21 protein-coding genes are annotated in these 19,094 nt (G+C 72.7%); 11 read left to right on the forward strand and 10 right to left on the reverse strand.

The window, feature by feature from the left end:
• Positions 1 to 18 precede the first annotated feature (18 nt).
• A complete protein-coding gene (locus ASD06_RS07660; protein ID WP_056675262.1) occupies positions 19 to 1,254 on the reverse strand; it encodes a DUF6350 family protein in 1,236 nt (411 codons plus the stop codon).
• A gap of 166 nt (positions 1,255 to 1,420) precedes the next feature.
• Here ASD06_RS07660 and ASD06_RS19320 point away from each other — a divergent pair, with 166 nt between their 5' ends.
• The 5 genes from ASD06_RS19320 (at position 1,421) to ASD06_RS07685 (ending at position 5,444) form a co-directional block, all read left to right on the forward strand.
• Positions 1,421 to 1,951, forward strand: coding sequence for an RNA polymerase sigma factor (locus ASD06_RS19320; protein WP_200941962.1), 531 nt, complete (start codon positions 1,421 to 1,423; stop codon positions 1,949 to 1,951).
• Position 1,952: 1 nt separating this feature from the next.
• Positions 1,953 to 2,906, forward strand: coding sequence for a hypothetical protein (locus tag ASD06_RS07670; protein WP_056675267.1), 954 nt, complete (start codon positions 1,953 to 1,955; stop codon positions 2,904 to 2,906).
• Between the two features lie 18 nt (positions 2,907 to 2,924).
• The gene (locus ASD06_RS07675; protein WP_200941963.1) at positions 2,925 to 4,382 is read left to right on the forward strand and encodes an MFS transporter; all 1,458 of its coding nucleotides are present in this window, start codon (positions 2,925 to 2,927) and stop codon (positions 4,380 to 4,382) included.
• 545 nt (positions 4,383 to 4,927) lie between these two features.
• Positions 4,928 to 5,140 carry a hypothetical protein gene (locus ASD06_RS07680; RefSeq protein ID WP_056675272.1) on the forward strand — a complete coding sequence of 71 codons (213 nt, stop codon included), beginning with the start codon at positions 4,928 to 4,930 and terminating at the stop codon, positions 5,138 to 5,140.
• 70 nt (positions 5,141 to 5,210) lie between these two features.
• Positions 5,211 to 5,444 carry a DUF2256 and DUF3253 domain-containing protein gene (locus tag ASD06_RS07685; protein ID WP_056675275.1) on the forward strand — a complete coding sequence of 78 codons (234 nt, stop codon included), beginning with the start codon at positions 5,211 to 5,213 and terminating at the stop codon, positions 5,442 to 5,444.
• 84 nt (positions 5,445 to 5,528) lie between these two features.
• Here the strand turns inward: ASD06_RS07685 and sucD are convergent, their stop codons facing one another.
• Entirely contained in the window at positions 5,529 to 6,428 is a 900-nt protein-coding gene (sucD, locus tag ASD06_RS07690; protein WP_056675277.1) for a succinate--CoA ligase subunit alpha, read from the reverse strand.
• 19 nt (positions 6,429 to 6,447) lie between these two features.
• Entirely contained in the window at positions 6,448 to 7,617 is a 1,170-nt protein-coding gene (gene sucC, locus ASD06_RS07695) for an ADP-forming succinate--CoA ligase subunit beta (RefSeq protein ID WP_056675278.1), read from the reverse strand.
• Positions 7,618 to 7,831: 214 nt separating this feature from the next.
• Here sucC and ASD06_RS07700 point away from each other — a divergent pair, with 214 nt between their 5' ends.
• Positions 7,832 to 9,673, forward strand: coding sequence for a CocE/NonD family hydrolase (locus ASD06_RS07700; RefSeq protein ID WP_082537895.1), 1,842 nt, complete (start codon positions 7,832 to 7,834; stop codon positions 9,671 to 9,673).
• 21 nt (positions 9,674 to 9,694) lie between these two features.
• Here the strand turns inward: ASD06_RS07700 and ASD06_RS07705 are convergent, their stop codons facing one another.
• The gene (locus tag ASD06_RS07705; protein WP_056675281.1) at positions 9,695 to 10,099 is read right to left on the reverse strand and encodes a cobalamin B12-binding domain-containing protein; all 405 of its coding nucleotides are present in this window, start codon (positions 10,097 to 10,099) and stop codon (positions 9,695 to 9,697) included.
• Between the two features lie 113 nt (positions 10,100 to 10,212).
• Here ASD06_RS07705 and ASD06_RS07710 point away from each other — a divergent pair, with 113 nt between their 5' ends.
• Positions 10,213 to 11,145 carry a triacylglycerol lipase gene (locus tag ASD06_RS07710; protein ID WP_200941964.1) on the forward strand — a complete coding sequence of 311 codons (933 nt, stop codon included), beginning with the start codon at positions 10,213 to 10,215 and terminating at the stop codon, positions 11,143 to 11,145.
• Positions 11,146 to 11,167: 22 nt separating this feature from the next.
• Here ASD06_RS07710 and ASD06_RS07715 read toward each other — a convergent pair whose 3' ends face one another.
• The gene (locus ASD06_RS07715) at positions 11,168 to 11,488 is read right to left on the reverse strand and encodes a hypothetical protein (RefSeq protein ID WP_056675284.1); all 321 of its coding nucleotides are present in this window, start codon (positions 11,486 to 11,488) and stop codon (positions 11,168 to 11,170) included.
• Positions 11,489 to 11,808: 320 nt separating this feature from the next.
• Here ASD06_RS07715 and ASD06_RS07725 point away from each other — a divergent pair, with 320 nt between their 5' ends.
• A complete protein-coding gene (locus ASD06_RS07725) occupies positions 11,809 to 12,573 on the forward strand; it encodes a M23 family metallopeptidase (RefSeq protein WP_157371588.1) in 765 nt (254 codons plus the stop codon).
• 24 nt (positions 12,574 to 12,597) lie between these two features.
• On the opposite strand, the gene ASD06_RS07730 is transcribed toward ASD06_RS07725, so the two are convergent.
• Together ASD06_RS07730 and pcrA are read right to left on the reverse strand one after the other, a co-directional pair.
• Positions 12,598 to 13,017, reverse strand: coding sequence for a DUF3592 domain-containing protein (locus ASD06_RS07730; protein WP_056675293.1), 420 nt, complete (start codon positions 13,015 to 13,017; stop codon positions 12,598 to 12,600).
• Between the two features lie 28 nt (positions 13,018 to 13,045).
• Complete coding sequence (pcrA, locus tag ASD06_RS07735) at positions 13,046 to 15,463, reverse strand: DNA helicase PcrA (RefSeq protein ID WP_056676366.1); 2,418 nt, start codon at positions 15,461 to 15,463, stop codon at positions 13,046 to 13,048.
• A gap of 95 nt (positions 15,464 to 15,558) precedes the next feature.
• On the opposite strand from pcrA, the gene ASD06_RS07740 reads away from it, so the two are divergent.
• Complete coding sequence (locus ASD06_RS07740; RefSeq protein WP_056675295.1) at positions 15,559 to 16,284, forward strand: PIG-L deacetylase family protein; 726 nt, start codon at positions 15,559 to 15,561, stop codon at positions 16,282 to 16,284.
• 3 nt (positions 16,285 to 16,287) lie between these two features.
• On the opposite strand, the gene ASD06_RS07745 is transcribed toward ASD06_RS07740, so the two are convergent.
• Together ASD06_RS07745 and ASD06_RS07750 are read right to left on the reverse strand one after the other, a co-directional pair.
• Positions 16,288 to 16,602 carry a hypothetical protein gene (locus tag ASD06_RS07745; RefSeq protein ID WP_056675296.1) on the reverse strand — a complete coding sequence of 105 codons (315 nt, stop codon included), beginning with the start codon at positions 16,600 to 16,602 and terminating at the stop codon, positions 16,288 to 16,290.
• A gap of 44 nt (positions 16,603 to 16,646) precedes the next feature.
• Positions 16,647 to 17,147 carry a MarR family winged helix-turn-helix transcriptional regulator gene (locus ASD06_RS07750; RefSeq protein ID WP_056675297.1) on the reverse strand — a complete coding sequence of 167 codons (501 nt, stop codon included), beginning with the start codon at positions 17,145 to 17,147 and terminating at the stop codon, positions 16,647 to 16,649.
• Positions 17,148 to 17,187: 40 nt separating this feature from the next.
• Here ASD06_RS07750 and ASD06_RS07755 point away from each other — a divergent pair, with 40 nt between their 5' ends.
• Both ASD06_RS07755 and ASD06_RS07760 read left to right on the forward strand, forming a co-directional pair.
• Positions 17,188 to 18,132: an EamA family transporter gene (locus ASD06_RS07755; protein ID WP_056675300.1), complete on the forward strand. Its 945-nt coding sequence runs from the start codon at positions 17,188 to 17,190 to the stop codon at positions 18,130 to 18,132.
• The gene (locus ASD06_RS07760; protein ID WP_056675303.1) at positions 18,120 to 18,566 is read left to right on the forward strand and encodes an SRPBCC family protein; all 447 of its coding nucleotides are present in this window, start codon (positions 18,120 to 18,122) and stop codon (positions 18,564 to 18,566) included. The genes ASD06_RS07755 and ASD06_RS07760 overlap by 13 nt, the downstream gene beginning before the upstream one ends.
• A gap of 72 nt (positions 18,567 to 18,638) precedes the next feature.
• On the opposite strand, the gene ASD06_RS07765 is transcribed toward ASD06_RS07760, so the two are convergent.
• Positions 18,639 to 18,986, reverse strand: coding sequence for a hypothetical protein (locus tag ASD06_RS07765; RefSeq protein ID WP_056675306.1), 348 nt, complete (start codon positions 18,984 to 18,986; stop codon positions 18,639 to 18,641).
• Positions 18,987 to 19,094 lie beyond the last annotated feature (108 nt).

Genomic DNA, 19,094 nt, shown 5'->3' on the forward strand with positions numbered 1-19,094 from the left:
GACGAGGGTATCGGCGCCTCAGGCCCGGCGTCGCCGGTGGGTGGCCCACGCGGCCGCACCCGCCCCCAGGGCCAGCTCTCCGGCGAGCACCAGACCGGCCTTCCACGCCGACGGCCCGACGGCCGAGAGCGCACCGGGCCCGGCCGCACCCCCGCTCAGCGCGAGCAGCACCGTGAGCACCGCGGCGGCCAGCCCGGCCGCCGCCAGGGCGTCCCAGACCGTGCCCTCGCGGCGGGCGACGACCCACCAGCCGACGACGGCTCCCACGATGACGGGAACGAGCACCAGCGCCTGGAACGCCACGGGCAGCGCACCCGGCGGCGGCACCGCTCCGAGCACGGGCACCAGCGGGAGCAGGCCCAGGTCGGAGCCCGCCGGCGTCACCGACGTGCCCGCTCCGAGCGCGAAACCCTGGCCGCTCACGAACGCCACGCCCCACAGCACGAAGTTGGGCACCAGCAGCAGCTGGCCGAGCGTGACGACGGCACCGCCGACCACCCCGGCGCCGAGGGCCTCGTACAGTGACCCGATCCGGGCGAACCGCAGCGCCAGCGTGACCAGCACCAGCGCCGCCGCGACGGCCACGAGCGCCGCGACCGCGACGGCCGCGGGCCGGGCGGCCCGGCGCAGCAGCATTGGCGTTCGCACGGCTTCGGCCAGCGTCGCCGCCACCGGTGCGTCGACCGCGCGCAGCGCCGCCACCAGCGCCCCCGCCGCGGGCAGCAACAGGCCGGCCACGACGGCCTGCCAGAGCACGGGGCGCACGCCGTCGCCGTGCGCCAGCAGCGCCACGAGCAGCAGCACCACCGCGTACCCGCCCGCGAGCGCCGCCACGAGCGGAGCCACGGCGCGCAGCGCTCCCCCCGCCGCCGTGACGTGCCGCGCGTCGAGCGAGTGGCCGATGCGGCGTCCGGCGAGCCACGCGAGGCCCACGGGCAGGGCGAGCCCACCCAGCGGCGCCAGGGCGACCTGGCCGTCCGGCACCTGCACCGCGACCCGGTGCAGCACGAGCCACACGTCCGAGCCGACGCGCAGGGACTGCCCCCAGCTCGCCGTCGACTGGGCCGATGTCGCCCAGGCCAGCAGGGCGGGCAGGACGACGGCCAGCCACGACAGCGCCGCGCTCCACATCCCCGTCAGAGCCGCCAGCAGCGGGCTGGTCGGCCCGTCGTCGGGGCCGCGGCCGGACGTGGCGGTGGTCGAGCTGGTGCTCGAGCTGGTGCTCGAGGTGTGCAGTCGGTCGAGGAGGCTCATCGCCCCTCCATGGTCGCCCGTGGTGCGCGCCGCGACCGGCATCCGCCCACGCTTCGGGGTGTCGCGGGCGGCGACGAGGGCAGCGCGTGCAACCGGGCGCCCCGCTCAGGCGTGTTGGTGGTGGAGGCTGGGCGCAGGGGGCCCAGGCGACCGAGAAGAGGGTGGCGTGAGCAGCGAGCAGGACGAGTCGTCGTTCGACGAGTTCTACCGGACGACGAGCCGGCGCGTGATGCACCACGTCTACGCCATGACCGGCGACCGCACCGAGGCGCAGGACTGCGTCCAGGAGGCGTACGCGCGGGCCTGGCAGCGGTGGGGACAGCTCCACCGTGACGACCGGGACGGCGACCCGGAGGCGTGGGTGCGTACGGTGGCGCGGCGCATCGCCGTCTCGAGATGGCGCCGCACCCGGACGGCGGCCCGGCACCTGCTCGTGCACGGGCGCGAGCAGTCCGTGCCGCCGCCGAGCGAGGACCACCAGGTGCTCGTCAACGCCTTGCGGCAGATTCCTGCGGCCCAGCGCCACGCCGTGGTCCTGCACCACCTCGTCGGCCTGAGCGTCGAGGAGGTCGCCCGCGAGACCGGCGCGCCGACCGGCACGGTCAAGGCCCGCCTGAGCCGCGGACGGACGGCGCTCGCCGCCGTCATCGGATCGCTCGACGCGCAGACCGAGAAAGGGCTTCGTCATGGTCACTGAGATGAACGATCCGCTCCACGAGGCGCTGAGCGGACTGCGCGACGACGTCAGGGGCGTCTCGCTCGCGTCGGCCGACACGGTCCGCCGCCGCGGCAACCAGCGCACCCGCAACCGACGGATCGGCGCCACGGCCGTCGGCGTGGCCGCCGTGGCCGGCATCGCGGTGCTGAGCGGCCAGCTCGGCCGCCCAGACGCCGCACCACGTCCGGTGACACCCGCGTCGCGGACGACGTCCACGAGTGCGGCCACGACCTCGAGTGCGGCCACGACCTCGAGTCCGAGCGCCACGGCGTCCACTCCGGTCAGTCGACCCACGGTGAAGCTGGTCCCGGCGGCTCCGGGCGGCGGCACGGTGCCCGCCGCCTACTTCCTGCCCGGGCAGCTGTGGCAGGGGCCTGACCTGAACTCCGGCCACCGCATGCAGTCCGTCGAGCCCTACGAGACCGAGGGCAGCGTGACGCGCTTCGAGTGCGACCCCGACACCGACATCACAGGTGATGTCGCCTTCCTGCAGGTGCGCGACCTGATGACGCAGAACGTCGCCGGCACGCAGAAGGTGCGGCTGCTGGGCTCGCCCGAGGAGGCCGCGACGTTCGCCGCGTCCATGGCCGGGGCGATGGCCGACTGCCAGGACCGGCTGCGGGCCCAGGCCCAGAAGGATGCTGCATCCGCCCCGGCCGGCGAGACCGCCCCGACGCCGAACGCGACGGTCGAGCCGCAGCAATCCAGCGCGGTCACCGACGCCACGGGGTCGGTGCAGGCGTTTCGCACCACCACCGACTACGGCACCGGCGCCAGCTCGAAGCTGAGCCAGTGGGTGGTGCTGGCCCGCGAGGGCTCGGCCGTGACGTTCCTCAGCCTGCCGCAGCTCGACGGCTCGTCGGTCACTGTGAGCGCCCTGCAGCGCCTGGCTGAACAAGCCCGGCTGCAGATCCGGTGGGCCGCTGCGCGATGACGCGTCTACGGTGCGGTGGTGCACCGACCCGTCGCTGATCACCGCTGGCGGGCGCTCGCGGTCTGCCAGCTGGCGCTGTTCGCGACGCTGCTCGACGTCAGCGTCACGAACGTCGCGCTGCCCTCGATCGGCCGGGCCACGGGCGCGTCGCCGTCGCAGCTGCAGTGGGTCGTCACGGGCTACGTGCTGTCGTTCGGGCTGGTGCCCGTGCTCGCCGGGCGGCTCGGTGACGACCGCGGCCGGCGACGGATGTTCATCATCGGCGTGGCCGGGTTCGTCGTCACGTCGGCCGTCGTCGGCGTGGCGCCCGACCCGACGCTCATCATCGCCGCGCGCGTCGCGCAGGGGCTCTTCGGGGGGCTGATCAACCCGCAGGTGTCCGGCATCGTGCAGCAGCTGTTCACCGGCGCCGAGCGGGGCAAGGCGTTCGGTGCGATCGGCGCGATGGTGGGGACGGCGACCGCTGTCGGCCCGCTCGTCGGTGGCCTGCTCATCGGGCTCGGCGGCGAGCAGCTCGGCTGGCGGCTGGTGTTCTTCGTCAACATCCCGCTCGGGATCCTGGCCATCGTGCTGGCCCGCCGGTGGCTGCCCGGGCCCGAAGAGTCGGCGCCCGGGCGGCGGCCGCGGCTCGACGTCCTCGGCGCGAGCCTGCTCGGTCTCACCACGCTGTGCGTGCTGTTCCCCACGGTGCAGTACGACACGGTGCGCGACGCGCGGCTGTTCTGGATCCTCGTGCCGGCGCTGCCACTGGCCCTGCTGTTCCTGCGGCGCGAGTGGCGGCTCACCCGCACCCGCAGCGACCCGCTCGTCGACCTGCGGCTGTTCCGCCAGCCGTCATACACCGTCGGGGTGCTGCTGGCGCTGCTGTACTTCTGCGCCTTCACCGGCCTGCCGCTGGTGCTGGCCCTCTACTACCAGCTCGGGTTGGGCTTCTCAGCACTGGAGTCGGGGCTCGGTGTGACGGCGTTCGCGATCGGGTCAGCGGTGTCGGCGCCGCTCGTCGGACGGCGTGTGGCCGCCCGCGGGCGGCCGCTGGTGATCGTGGCGCTCGCCGTCTTCGCCGCCGGTGCCGTGGCCGTGGACGTCGTCGCGCGGCACAGCGGCGGGGGTGGACGCAACGCGGCGTTGGCGCTGGCGCTGCCCCTGCTCGTGCTCGGCCTGGGCAGCGGCGGGATCATCACGCCCAACCAGGCGCTGTCGCTGCAGGACGTCGACCCCCGCATGGGCGGTGCTGCCGGGGGCGTGCTGCAGACGGCGCAGCGCATCGGCTCGGCCGTCGGGCAGGCCGTGATCGGCTCGGTCTTCTTCGCCACCCTGGCTGCCCAGGGCGTGCGTCCTGGGCACCGTGACCCGGCGGCCTACTCCCACGCCCTGTCGAACGCGGTGCTGGCCACCCTCGCCTTCACGGCCGCGGCGCTCGTGCTCGGTGTCACCGATCTCGTGCGGACCCGCCGACGAGCGCCTGCCGTCCTCTAGCGGCCCGGCTGCGCTCGCCGCAAGCGTCGTTCTGCGCTGTCTGCAGGTGCTCCGGTCGGTACGAGGCAGTCACCGCCTGTTCTCGATGCGGCTCCAATCAGGTGACGTCGACAGCACCGCTCGAGCAGCTCACGAGAGAGACGCACTACCTTGCGTAGATGCGGCGGAGAATGGCAGTTGTTGGCGCCCTTCTCTTGACGGTTTCCGGCTGCAGCGTGGCGACAGACGAGGCGGCTCTGTCGCTGACAACGCCCGCTACTCGGTCGGCGACGCCCTCAGCCACGTACGTTCTGGTACCGGTGCCAGGGGCGTCAGTGCCCCCACGGCTCCCTGCCACATTGATCGTCCAGGGGCGGCCGGTGCTGCGACCTGGGGATGGCATCGATGCGGCCCTGAGCCGACTCGAGCACTGGTACGGCCCAGGTTCGAGCGCCGTCGCACCTGTCTCGTGGAAGTGCGGATCGGGCCGTCCTCACGGTCAGATCGACTGGTCGACCGGGCTGCGCCTCTATGTCGACCGCGATGCTGCAAAGCGTCCTGTCGTCGTGGGCTTTCGCGTCGGCCTGCCGCTGTCGAACATCGTCGCTCCATCGCCGACCACGACGACAGCGGTGCACGTCGGCGACCCAGTCAGCCGGGTGGCCGCCCTCGGCGGTCGACCGACGGCTGACGCGGACTGGTACTACGTCCCGGGCCACGACGAGCACTTTCGTGTCGTTGGCGGCCAGGTGACAGCCATCTACGCCGGTAGGTCGTGACCGTGGGACGCCTTCGGCCAGTTCTAGCAGCCACTCGGCGGTGTAGCTGCGACCAGGCACACTGGAAGGCGTGGCGAACCCGGAGCCGAAGACCTGCGCGTCCTGCGGGCGGCGCATCGAGTGGCGCAAGAAGTGGGAGCGCGACTGGGAGTCGGTGCGCTACTGCTCCACCGCCTGTCGCCGCCACGGCGTCGACGACGCCGACCAGCGGCTCGTGGCCGCGAGCGAGGTGGTGGTGACCCAGGGCGGGCACGTCGTCGACCCGTCGACCGCCCGCGACGCCATCCGCATCCGGCGCACATAGGTGGGACGACACGCCGACGGCCCCCCGCCGTGAGCGAGGGGCCGTCGTAGGAGCCTTGCGGCTCAGGCGTTGTGAGCGATCAGCTCAGCGGTTCTTCATGATCTCGCGCATGAGCTCGGCGGTCTCGGACGGCGTCTTGCCGACCTTGACGCCGGCGGCCTCGAGGGCCTCCTTCTTCGCCTGCGCGGTGCCGGACGAGCCCGACACGATGGCGCCCGCGTGGCCCATGGTCTTGCCCTCGGGCGCGGTGAAGCCCGCGACGTAGCCGACGACCGGCTTGGTCACGTGCTCCTTGATGTACGCCGCGGCCCGCTCCTCGGCGTCGCCGCCGATCTCGCCGATCATGACGATCGCGTCGGTCTCGGGGTCGGCCTCGAACGCCTCGAGCGCGTCGATGTGCGTGGTGCCGATGATCGGGTCGCCGCCGATGCCGATGGCCGACGAGAAACCGAAGTCCCGCAGCTCGTACATCATCTGGTACGTCAGCGTGCCGGACTTCGACACCAGGCCGATGCGGCCGCCACCGCTGATGTTCGCCGGGATGATGCCGGCGTTGGACTTGCCGGGGCTGATCAGGCCCGGGCAGTTCGGGCCGATGATCCGGGTGGTGCCCGCCTGCTGGGCGTAGGTGAAGAACTCCGCGGTGTCCTTCACCGGGACGCCCTCGGTGATGACGACGACGAGCGGCATGCCGGCGTCGACGGCCTCGACGACCGCGGCCTTGGTGCCGGCCGGCGGGACGAAGATCACGGAGACGTCGGCGCCGGTGGCGTCCATCGCCTCCTTGACGGTGCCGAACACCGGGACGTCGACGCTGCCGCCGTCCGCGCCGTCGAAGGCCACGGTGGTGCCGGCCTTCTTCGGGTTCGTGCCACCGACGATCTGGGTGCCGCTCGCCAGCATCCGCTGGGTGTGCTTGCGGCCCTCGGAGCCGGTCATGCCCTGGACGATGACCTTGCTGTTCTCGGTCAGGAAGATTGCCATGAGGTGTGGTCCGTTTCCCTTACTTCGCGGCCGCGAGCTCGGCCGCCTTGCGGGCGGCGCCGTCCATGGTGTCGACCAGCGTGACGAGCGGGTGGTTCGCCTCGCTGAGGATGCGTCGTCCCTCGTCGACGTTGTTGCCGTCGAGCCGGACGACGAGGGGCTTGGTGGCCTCGTCGCCGAGGATCCCGAGCGCGTGCACGATGCCGTCGGCCACCGCGTCGCACGCGGTGATGCCGCCGAACACGTTGACGAACACGCTCTTGACCTGCGGGTCGCCGAGGATGATGTGCAGGCCGTTGGCCATGACGTCGGCCGAGGCGCCACCACCGATGTCGAGGAAGTTCGCGGGCTTGACGCCGCCGAACTCCTCACCGGCGTAGGCGACGACGTCGAGGGTGCTCATCACGAGCCCGGCGCCGTTGCCGATGATGCCGACCTCGCCGTCGAGCTTGACGTAGTTGAGGCCCTTGGCCTTGGCCTGCGCCTCGAGCGGGTCAGCGGCGCTCTTGTCTTCCAGCGCCGCGTGCGCCTCGTGGCGGAACGACGCGTTGTCGTCGAGGGTCACCTTGCCGTCGAGGGCGATGATCTTGCCGTCCTCGGTCTTCACCAGCGGGTTGACCTCGACGAGCGTCGCGTCCTCCTCGCGGTAGACGACCCAGAGCTGCTGCAGCACCTCGGCGATGGCGTCCTTGACGTCGGCGGCGAAGCCGGCCGCCTCGACGATCTCGGCGGCCTTCGCGGCGTCGATGCCGACGTTCGGGTCGACGGGCACGCGGGCCAGCGCCTCCGGGCGCTCGACGGCGAGCTGCTCGATCTCCATGCCGCCCTCCTTGCTCGCCATGGCGAGGTAGGAGCGGTTCGCGCGGTCGAGCAGCACCGAGAAGTAGTACTCCTCGGCGATCTTGGCGCCCTGGGCGACCATGACCTTGTGGACCGTGTGGCCCTTGATGTCCATGCCGAGGATCTCGGCGGCCTTGGCCTGCGCCTCGTCGGGCGAGTGGGCGAGCTTGACGCCACCGGCCTTGCCGCGGCCGCCGGTCTTGACCTGGGCCTTGACGACGACGGTGCCGCCGCCGATCTGCTCGGCGCCCGCACGGGCGGCCTCGGGGGTGTCGGCGACCGCTGCGTCGAGCACGGGGACCCCGTGCTCGGCGAACAGGTCGCGCGCCTGGTACTCGAAGAGGTCCACGGTCTCTGCCTTCCGGTGCCGCGTGCCATCACGGCGCGACGTCGTCGTCGGGTGCGGGGATGTGGCCGCCGATCACGGCGGGCCGGAGGCGACTTTAGTCCCGTGCACGGATCACGCTCGACGGCGGTGCGGCAAGTGCGACGAACCGCACACCGGTGACCGGCGTTTCGTGACCCCGGGCGAAGCGGCTCGTTGAGTGCCGCAGGAGGTCACCATGACGCGCACCCGCACCCTCGCCGCCACTGCCCTGCTCGCCCTCGCTGCCGCCGCGACCACCGCGGCCGGCCCTCCGGCGGCGTCGGCCGCGACCGGGCTGGACACCGTCACGACGCTGCCGGACCTCACCTTCACGGTGGCGACCGGCCCGGACGGCGCGACGCCGTGCACCATCGACGCCGACCTGTACCTTCCAGCGTCCGCGAGCGCCACGCACCGCGTGCCGGCGATCCTCACGACCAACGGCTTCGGCGGGAGCAAGGCCGACCAGGCCGGGCTGGGGCGCGCGTTCGCCGCGCGCGGCTACGCCGTCCTGTCGTACACCGGGCTCGGCTTCCCCGACTCCAGCTGCAAGATCACGCTCGACGACCCGGCGTACGACGGGCGGGCGGCGTCCCAGCTCATCTCGTTCCTCGGTGGCACGGGCACGGCCACGAAGGACGGCGCGCCGTACGCGATGCCGGACGTCGTCGTCCACGACGCCACCGACCACGTCGGCGTGGCCCACCCGGACGACCCGCGCGTCGGCATGGTCGGCGGCTCGTACGGCGGCCAGATCCAGTTCGCGACGGCGAAGGTCGACAAGCGGCTGGACGCGATCGTCCCGATCATCACCTGGAACGACCTGCAGTACTCCCTCGCGCCGAACAACACCTCGCTCGACGGCGTGACGCCGTCCGTGCCCGGCACCGAGAAGATCGGTTGGACGTCGCTGTTCTTCGGCGTCGGCATCGCCGACGGCGTGCAGGGCGCGACCATCGACCCCACGCGTGACGTCGGCTGCCCGAACTTTCGCGAGGAGGCGTGCGCCGCGAAGGTGCAGCTCGACACGTTCGGCTACCCGAGCGCCGACACCATCGCGCTGACCGACCAGGTCTCGGTGGGCCACTACCTCGACGACGTCGTGATCCCGACCTTCCTGCTGCAGGGCGAGAAGGACACGCTGTTCAACCTGCAGGAGGCCGTGGCCACCTATCGCGGCCTGAAGGCGCGCGGTGTGCCGGTGAAGATGGTCTGGCAGTCGTGGGGTCACAGCGGCTCGACGCCTGCCCCGGGCGAGCTGGACCTGAACGGCGGCGACATCGAGGGCACCTACCTCGGCCAGCGGATCAAGGACTGGTTCGACCACTACCTCAAGGACTCCACGCTCAGCACCGGCGCGAACTTCGCCTACTTCCGCGACTGGGTCGACTACACCGGCAACGCGCGCCCGGCGTTCGCCGAGGCCGGCCGCTACCCCGCGGTGTCGAAGCCGACGCCGCTGTACCTGAGCGGCGGCAACGGCACGGGCGCGCTGGTGAGCTCGACGAGCGCGGTGCGGCCCGGGACCACCTCGTGGAGCAACCCCGGCGGCGGCGCGGCCGCGAGCTACTCGGAGACCTCGGCGCTGCAGGGGTCGGCCGTGCCGGACGCCATCACGCCGCCGTACGACACCCCAGGCACCTTCGGCGCCTGGACCACCAGCCCGCTGGACGCCGACACCGACCTCGTGGGCATGCCGACGCTCGACGTGCGGCTCAGCTCACCGGTGGTCGCCGCCGTGCAGTCGGCGGGGCCGGCGTCCCAGCTGCTGGTGTTCGCCAAGCTCTACGACGTGGCGCCCGACGGCAGCCTCACCCTCGTGAACCGGCTGATCAGCCCCACCCGCGTCGGTGACGTCACCCAGCCGGTGCACATCGAGCTGCCGGGCATCGTGCACCGCGTGAAAGCCGGCCACCGCCTGCGGCTCGTGCTCGCCGCCACGGACGCGGCCTACAAGAACGCCGTGCCGGTGCAGCCGGTGTCGGTGGTCGTCGACCCGACGTCCCCTGCGGTGCTGCGCCTGCCCATCACCCACTGACCGCGCAGGTGGGCGCAGCCCTCAGTCGGTGGAGACGTTCGCGCGCACCCACTCGACGATGGACGCCGTGGTGGCGCCGGGCGTGAAGACCTTGGCCACGCCGATCTTCTCGAGCTCGGGGATGTCGCCCTCGGGGATGATGCCGCCACCGAAGACGACGATGTCGTCGGCGTCACGCTGCTTGAGCAGCTCGACGACCTTGGCGAACAGCGTCATGTGCGCGCCCGAGAGCACCGACAGGCCGATGACGTCAGCGTCCTCGGCGATGGCCGCCTCGACGATCTGCTCGGGCGTCTGGTGCAGGCCGGTGTAGACGACCTCCATGCCGGCGTCGCGCAGCGCCCGGGCCACGACCTTGGCGCCTCGGTCGTGCCCGTCGAGCCCCGGCTTGGCGACGACGACGCGGACCGGTGCGGTGCTGCTCATGGCGAGGACCTCCTGGGGCGGTGGCGGGCGACGCTGCCCGGCTGCGCACGCACTCTAACCCCGGCGTGTCGCTCCACGGGCGCGGACCCCGACCCGCCGGTAGCGTCCCGACGGTGAACGCCGCAGCGGCGCTGGCCGCGGCACCGCAGGTCGCCCACACCGCGGCCCGCACCGCGACGCGCGCCGTGGGACGCGGCGCGCGGGCCGTGCTCTCGCCGTCCGGTGTGCGGGGGGCGGCACTGGAGGCCGCGTGGCTCACCACCCACCTGGCCACCTACCCGCTCGGCCTGCTCGACCCCCTGGGCCTGCTCGGGCCGATGGGCCGCGAGCACGAGCACCGCCCGTACGGCGTAGGGCACCGGTCGCCGGTGCAGCGCGGGCTGCTCGTCGGCGACGTCGAGGCCGCCGGGACGCCGATCCTGTTGGTGCACGGCATGGTCGACAACCGGTCGATCTTCACGGTGCTGCGCCGAGCCCTGCGGCGCCGGGGCTTCGGCCACGTCCACTCGATCAACTACTCGCCGCTCACCGGCGACGTGCGCGCCGCAGCGCGCGACCTGGCCCGGCACGTCGAGGGGCTCGCGGCCGACACCGGCTCGGAGCAGGTGCACGTCGTCGGCCACAGCCTGGGCGGCCTCATCGCGCGGTACTACGTGCAGCGACTCGGCGGCCACCACCGGGTGCACACGCTGGTGACCCTCGGCACGCCGCACGCCGGCACGCTGCCTGCCTACCTGCTGCCGGCGCGCCTGTGCCGCCAGCTGCGACCGGGCAGCGCGCTGATGCGCGAGCTCGCCGAGCCGGCGCCGGACTGCACCACCCGGTTCGAGGCGTACTGGTCGGACCTCGACCAGCTGATCGTGCCCCAGCGCAACGCCCGGCTCGTGCACGCCGACCTGGACGTCGTCAGCCACCTCGTGCGCGGCATCGGGCACACGTCCCTGCCTGTCGACTCCCGCGTCGTCCACGGGATCTGCTCGACGCTGGCCCACCTGCGCCGCGAGGGCGGCCACGGCGGGGCCCCCGAACCCCGCCTGGCCGGCTAGCGCCGGTCGGGCTGCGACTCGATCAGGTGTAGATCGGCGGCGGGTTGTCGCCGCCGCCCGAACCACCGTCGCCGCTGCCGGGGTCGGTCGGGTCGACGGTGCCGCAGGCGTCGCCCTTCTTGTACCCGCCGTTGCCGCCGCCGTTCGGGTCGCTGTGCGGGTTGCCCCGGCTGGAGTTGTGCCCGCAGTTCCCCCAGCCGTTGTCGCCGCCGTTGTCCGACGGCGCGATGGGCACCACCGGACCGTCCGGCCGCTGCGGCGTGCCCGCCGCGGCCAGCGCCGGCGCGGCGCTCGCACCGAGCATGGCGATGCTCAGTCCGACCGCCAGAGTGATCTTGCGCATGTCGCCTCCTTCGCGTGGTGGCCGAGTGCGCTCGGCTGCTGGAACCTTCGACACGCCGCACGGCGGCTGAAGCGGCGAATCGGGTGAGGCGGGCAGGCCGCGTCGGGCACAGTCGGTGACCTGCGCCGGCTCCGGCTCGCGCGCCGTCAGCGCGCCGTCAGCACGCGGACTTGATCGAGGGGGCGACGCTCCGTATGGTCGACGGGAGGATTTGCCCACCCAGCCTGTCCCGCTCGTCCCGCCTGACCCGCTCGTCCTGCCTGACCCTGCCGGACCCTGCCTGCCCCCGCCGCACGCCCCCTGCCCCGTGAGGTACCCCTGTGCCGAAGCGCACCGCGTACACCGGACGTCATCGTGGTCGTCATCGCGCTGAGGTCGAGCGCTCGTCACGCTCCGTGGCGCTCCCCGGTGCCGCCACCGTGGCGCTGACGCTGACGGCGACCGGCACCGCGGTGATCCCGGGTCTGGGTGGTCCGGCCAGCGCGAGCGAGCAGGACCATGACGCGGCGCCTCGCTCGCAAGAGGCCAACGCCGCCGCTCAGGCCAAGTACATCGAGAGCGCGCAGGCTCTGCTGGCTCGCGCCGAGCTGCAGGAGAAGGCCGAGCGGGCACGCACCGAGGCGCGCGCCCGGGCCAGCCGTGCCGCCGAGCGCAAGCGCATCGAGGAGAAGCGCCGCAAGGCCCTCGCCGCCGCCCACCGCTGGGTCATGCCGGTGGCGCACTTCCGGTTCAGCTCCGACTTCGGCATGCGCTGGGGCCGGCTGCACGCGGGCAACGACTTCGCGGCGCCGATCGGCACGCGCATCGGCGCGCTGTCGTCCGGCACGGTGATCTTCGCCGGGCAGCAGAGCGGCTACGGCAACAAGGTCGAGATCCGGCACTGGGACGGCACGGTCAGCTGGTACGGCCACATGTCCCAGATCGACGTCACGGTCGGCCAGAAGGTCGCGCCGGGCGAGAAGATCGGCGAGGTCGGCAACACCGGCCACTCCACCGGCCCGCACCTGCACCTGGAGATCCACCCCGACGGCGGCGGCCCGGTCGACCCGACGCCGTGGCTCGCCAAGCACGGCATCACGGTCTGAACGCCGGCGCCGCTCGTGCGGCGCCTACAGCAGCACGACGGCCAGCACGACGGCCAAGATCAGCACCACGATGGCGGACACGAACACGTCACCGCCGGTGATGCCGCGCTCGCGCAGGGGCGGCACCAGCGTGAAGCGCTCCGGCCGGTCGGGGTCGTACCACGCGCGCCGCCGCTGACCGAGCCACTGCTTCGCCTCCTCGGTGTAGGTGCCGATGGCCGTCCCCGCGTGCTGCTCGCCGTCCGGCGTGAGCACCTGCGCGCGCACGGTGTGCCGCTGGCTGCCCGGCGCGCCCTCGTCGAAGGCGTGGTCGCGGAAGACGACGTCGGTCACGAGCGCCTCGCCCTCGGTCCAGTGCCGTCGCCGCAGCCCACGGTAGGCCCCGACGACGACCCCGCCGGCGATGATGGCGAGGATGAGGTAGACCGCGAACGGCTGGTGCACTGGCCCCCCTGGGCTGTCTCGGATCCGGCTACAGCTTCTCGACCGGTGCGTACCGCAGCAGCAGGCGCTTCTCGCCGTCGGCCCCGAAGTCGACCTTGGCCACCGTCTTGTCGCCGACGCCCTCGACGGCCACGACCGTACCGAGCCCGAAGGTGTCGTGGGTGACGCGGTCGCCGGGCTCGAGGTGGATGATCGGCCGGTTGCCGGGCGAGCGGACGCCGGGCTGCTGGGCCAGGCGGGCCACGGCCGGCGTCGACGACGTGCGCACCGCCGAGGTGTCGAGCCGGCGCCAGTCGACCAGCTCGCCGGGCAGCTCGTCGAGGAACCGCGACGCCGGGTTGTACGACGGCGCGCCCCACGCGCTGCGGACGGCCGCCCGGCTCAAGTACAGCCGCTCACGCGCCCGGGTGATGCCGACGTAGGCCAGCCGGCGCTCCTCCTCGAGCTCGGCGTTGTTGCCCAGCGCCCGCAGGTGCGGGAACACGCCGTCCTCGAGGCCGGTGAGGAAGACCACCGGGAACTCCAGGCCCTTGGCGGTGTGCAGCGTCATGAGCGTCACCACGCCCTGGTCGACGGCGTCGCCGTCGTCACCCGCCCCGGCGTCGTCCGGGATCTCGTCGGCGTCGGCCACCAGCGAGACCCGCTCGAGGAAGTCGGTGAGGCTGCCGTCGGGCGAGCCCTCCTCGAACTCGCGAGCGACCTGCACGAGCTCGGCGAGGTTCTCCAGCCGGGTCTCGTCCTGCGGGTCGTGACTGGCTTGCAGCTCGGCGACGTAGCCGGTCTGCTCGAGCACCGCCTCGAGCACCGTGGCGGGCCCGGCGCCGCCGTCGACCACCGTGCGCAGATCCTGCAGCAGCGAGGTGAACGAGCGGATGCAGGTGAGCGATCGGGTGGCGATGCCCGGCGCCTCGTCGGCGCGGGCCAGGGCCTCGACGAACGAGATGCGCTCGCGGTCGGCGAGCGCGGCCACCACCGCCTCGGCGCGGTCGCCGATCCCCCGCTTGGGGACGTTGAGGATGCGGCGCAGGTTGACGGTGTCGGCGCCGTTGGCGAGCACCCGCAGGTAGGCCAGGGCGTCCTTGACCTCGCGCCGCTCGTAGAACCGCGTGCCCCCGACGATCTTGTAGGGCAGTCCGACGCGGACCAGCACCTCCTCGAGCGCTCGGGACTGGGCGTTGGTGCGGTAGAAGACCGCGACGTCGCCGGGCCGCACGTGCTCGGTGTCGCCGAGGCGGTCGATCTCCTCGGCGACGAAGGCCGCCTCGTCGTGCTCGTTGTCGGCGACGTAGCCGACGATCTTCGGGCCGCCGGCTGCCGCCGTCCACAGCCGCTTGGGTCGGCGGTCGGGGTTGCGGGCGATGACGGCGTTGGCCGCCTCGAGGATGGTCTGGGTCGAGCGGTAGTTCTGCTCGAGCAGGATCGTGCGCGCGTCGGGGTAGTCCTGCTCGAACTCGACGATGTTGCGGATCGAGGCGCCGCGGAAGGCGTAGATCGACTGGTCGGCGTCACCCACGACGGTGAGCTCGGCCGGCTCGACGTCGACGTCGCGCCCCTCGCGCACCACCGTGCCGTCGGCGGCGAGCACCTGCGCCCGCGCGGACTCCTCGCTGCGCGAGCCACCGACGAGCTCGCGCACGAGCACGTACTGCGCGTGGTTGGTGTCCTGGTACTCGTCGACGAGCACGTGCCGAAAGCGCCGGCGGTAGTACTCGGCGACGTCCGGAAACGCCTGCAGGATGTTGACCGTGGTCATGATGAGGTCGTCGAAGTCGAGCGCGTTGGCCTGGCGCAGCCGCTGCTGGTACATCCGGTAGGCCTCGGCGAGGGTCTGCTCGGCGGGGTTGCCGCCCTCGCCGCCCGCGCGCTCGGCGTACGTCTCCTCGTCGACCAGCTCGTTCTTGAGGTTCGAGACCTGCGCGCTGAACGAGCGCGGGGGGTAGCGCTTGGGGTCGAGGTCGAGCTCGCGACACACCATGGCCATGAGGCGCTGGCTGTCAGCGGCGTCGTAGATCGAGAAGCTCGAGCGCAGCCCGACCTTGGTGGCTTCGCGGCGCAGGATCCGCACGCACGCGGAGTGGAACGTCGACACCCACATGGACGCCGCCCGCGGGCCGACGAGCGCCGCCACCCGCTCCTTCATCTCGCCGGCGGCCTTGTTGGTGAACGTGATGGCGAGCACCTGCCCCGGCCGCACGCCGCGGTGGCCGAGCAGGTAGGCGATGCGGTGGGCCAGCACGCGGGTCTTGCCGGACCCCGCGCCCGCGACGATGAGCAGCGGCGACCCCTCGTGCAGCACCGCCTCGCGCTGCTGGGGGTTGAGCCCCGCGAGCAGCACCTCGGGGTCGGGCGCGTGGCGCTCGTCCGTCGAGGTCCCGGACGCCGTGGCGGCGGACGCGGAGGGTGCGGCGAGGCCACCGAGCGGCAGGTCGTCGAAGAGGGTGCTCATCACCGTCCAGGGTACGGGGGGCCACCGACGGTCCGCTGACCTAGACTGCGGGGCTGCCGCAGGCCTCGTTCGTCCACCGTCCCAGGGAGATCCGCATGCCGCTGCCTGACACCGAGATCGAGCGCGTCCTGGCCGTTGCGGCCCACCCGGACGACATCGACTTCGGCGCGTCGGGCACCATCGCGACCTTCGTGCGGCAGGGCCTGCAGGTCACCTACCTGCTGTGCACGTACGGCGACCAGGGCGGTTTCGACGACACGCCCCGCGAGCAGATGCCTGCGATCCGCGAGGCCGAGCAGCGTGCGGCCGCGGCCGCCGTCGGCGTCGAGGACGTGCGCTTCCTGAGCGGCTACCGCGACGGCTGGCTGGAGCCGACGTTCGACCTGCAGCGCGACATCGTGCGCGTGATCCGCCAGGTGCGCCCGCAGCGCGTGCTCGCGCAGAGCCCCGAACGCAACTGGGAGCGCATCGGCGCCGGGCACCCCGACCACCTGGCGGCCGGCGAGGCCGCCGTGCGCGCCATCTACCCCGCCGCCCGCAACCCCTTCGCGTGGCCGGAGCTCATGAGCGACGAGGGCCTCGAGCCGTGGACCGTCAAGGAGCTGTGGCTCATGGCGCACCCCGACACCAACCACACGGTCGACATCACCGACGACTTCGACCGCAAGCTGGCCGCGCTGCGCGCGCACACCAGCCAGACCGAGCACATGGGCGAGCAGCTCGAGACCCTGCTGCGTGGCTGGGGCAGCCAGGTGGCCGTCGCCGGCGGCCTCGGTGACGACCGGCTGGCCGAGGCGTTCCGCGTCGTCGCGACGGGCTGAGCCTCAGCTGCACCGCCGGGTCGGATCCAGCACGCCCGCGAGGCAGTGCACCAGCACCTCGCAGTTGCTGTCGGTGTACTTCTGCGGGTCGGTCTGCCACAGGGACCGGCAGCTCGCCTGCGCCATGGGAGCGGTGGCTACCGCCAGCGCGAACGCCGCGACCGCCAGCACCCCGAGGCCGCCGGCGCCCGCCGGGCTGTGGTCCTCGTACGCCTTGTAAGCGAGCCAGGCCAGCCACGCGCCCGCGAAGACGAGCACCCCGATGACCGGCCACGCGGCGCCGAAGCCGGTCACGAGGTCACGCAGGATCTCAGCCATGCCCGACGTCCTAGACCCGCCGGCACCGGACTGTCAACGGCTCCTCACGCGCCGACGTGGCCGCTCCAGGTCACCAGGAGCCGCTCCAGCTCAGCGCGGTCGTGCGCATCGAGCCCCCCGAGCAGCCGGTGCTCGTTGGCGATGTGCGCGGTGAACGCCTCGTCGATGAGCTCGCGCCCGGCCGAGGTGAGCCCGACGACCCGGCCGCGCCCGTCGGTCGCGCTGCGCTCGCGGCGCACCAGCCCCGCCGCCTCCAACCGGTCGAGCCGCTTGGAGACCGCGCCCGACGTCACCATCGTGGACGCCGCCAGCTGGGTCGGCGTCAGCTCGAACGGCTCCCCCGCCCGGCGCAGCGTCGCGAGGACGTCGAACTCCCCGTCGCTGACGCCGAACCGCGCGTAGACGGTGTCGAGCTCCTCGTAGAGCGCGGCGGCCAGCCGGTGGAGGCGGCCGATGAGGCCCTGCGGGGCCACGTCGAGATCGGGGCGCTCGCGGCGCCACTGGGCCATCACCTCGGCGGCGTGGTCAGCGGGGGGGTCCGTCATGAGCTTGAGAATATCTTCCTCGTCAGGTACTTTATCTTCCATGGAAGTTATCGTACGCACCTCAGCCGTCACTGCCGTCGCTCCCGTCGTCTGGGGCTCGACCTACCTCGTCACCAGCCACCTGCTGCCGTCCGATCGCCCGCTGTTCGGCGCCGCCGTCCGCGCGCTTCCGGTCGGCCTGGTGCTGCTGGCGCTCACGCGCCGCCGTCCGCGCGCGTCGTGGTGGCTCAAGGCATCGGTGCTCGGCACCCTCAACATCGGGGCGTTCTTCGTGCTCATCTACGTGACCGCCCAGCTGCTACCGAGCGGCATCGCGGCCACGCTGACGGCCTTCTCGCCGCTGGTGATGATGGCCCTGGCCTGGCCGCTCCTGGGCCAGCGCCCGGCGCCGGCGTCCGTGACGGCAGCACTCGTCGGGCTCGTCGGCGTCGCCCTGCTGGTGCTGCGCGGGGGCGGCTCGGTGCCCCTGGCCGGAGTCGCGGCGTCCGTGGCCGCGATGACCATGGCGTCCCTCGGCTTCATCCTCGTCAAGCGCTGGACGCCGCCGGTGCCGCTGCTCGCCTTCACGGCCTGGCAGCTCGTCGCCGGTGGCGTCGTGCTCGCCCCCGTGGCGTTGGTGGTCGAGGGGCCACCGCCCGCACTCGACCTGCCCGCCGTGGCCGGGTTCGCCTACCTCGCCGTCATCGGCACCGGGGCCGCGTACGCCGCGTGGTTCCACGGCCTGTCCCGGCTCGACCCGGGCGCGGTCGCCCTCATCGGCCTGCTCAACCCGCTCGTGGGCACCGCGCTCGGCGTGGTGGTCGCGCACGAGGCCTTCGGCGCCGTCCAGCTGATCGGCACCGCGCTCGTCGCCGTAGGCATCGCGGCCGGCCAGCCTGCCGTGCGGGCGAGGTTCGCCCGCAGGACCATCTCCCCTGACCTCCGCCGTGCACCGCTACCTAGCGTCGGAGGTGGAAAGGAGATGAGGAGTCAATGGCAAAGCTGACACGGAGCATCACCGTGCACGCGCCGGTCGCGTCGGTGTTCGGGTTCGCCCTCGACATCGGTCACCTGTGGCGGGCGAAGGACGTCGCGCTCGGCGAGATCACCCTGACACCGGACGGCGTCGGCACCAGCGCGCGGATCTATACCCACGCCCTGGGCTTCCACATCGAGGGCGGGATCGAGTACACCGAGGTCGTCCCGAACGAGCGGATCGTGGCTCAGGTGCACTTCTTCGCCGAGAAGCCGATGTGGACGTTCACCTTCGCGCCCACCAAGAGCGGCGGCACCAAGGTCACCGCCGTGGGCGAGTGGGACGTCAAGCTGCCCGTCGTGGGTCGGCCGATCGAGACCATGATGGTCCGTGAGCACGAGCCCTTCCTGGAGGGCATGCTCGCCAACCTCAAGTCGCAGGTCGAAGCGATGACGACCGTCTGACGGCCGCACGCACACGAGCCGCCGAGCCACCCGGCCCGGCGGCTCTCTCGTGCGAGGAGCCGTGCGAGGAGGTCAGTGCCAGAGGACGGCGACGAGCACGTTCACGATCGCGCCGAGACCCACCACGTGCGTCAGCGGGTCGCCGTGCCGGCGCCGGCGGAACTGCATCTCCGCGGCCGCGACGACGATGAGCGCGATGACGAGCTTCACGGCGATCTTCGTGTGGTCGAGCGGATCGCCGTCGACCGCGCCGGACTCGCGGAGCCCCACGAGCACCAGGCCGGTGAGCAGCTGCGCGCGGGCGCCCCACACCTGCACCAGATTGACGTGCGGCTCGCGCAGCGTCACGAGGTAACCGCCCACGATGGCGGCCATGCCGAGCAGGTGCAGCACGACGATCAGGTCGTAGACGACGTCCATGCGGTGATCCTAGGGGCTGTCGGCACTCGGGCCGGCCGGTGAGTGGCAGACGCAGCGTGCAGTCGTGGGTGCGGCGAAGGTGCGGCGAAGGTGCTGCGATCACGACCA

Source organism: Angustibacter sp. Root456 (genome assembly GCF_001426435.1).
In the GTDB taxonomy this organism is placed as follows: Bacteria; Actinomycetota; Actinomycetes; order Actinomycetales; family Angustibacteraceae; genus Angustibacter.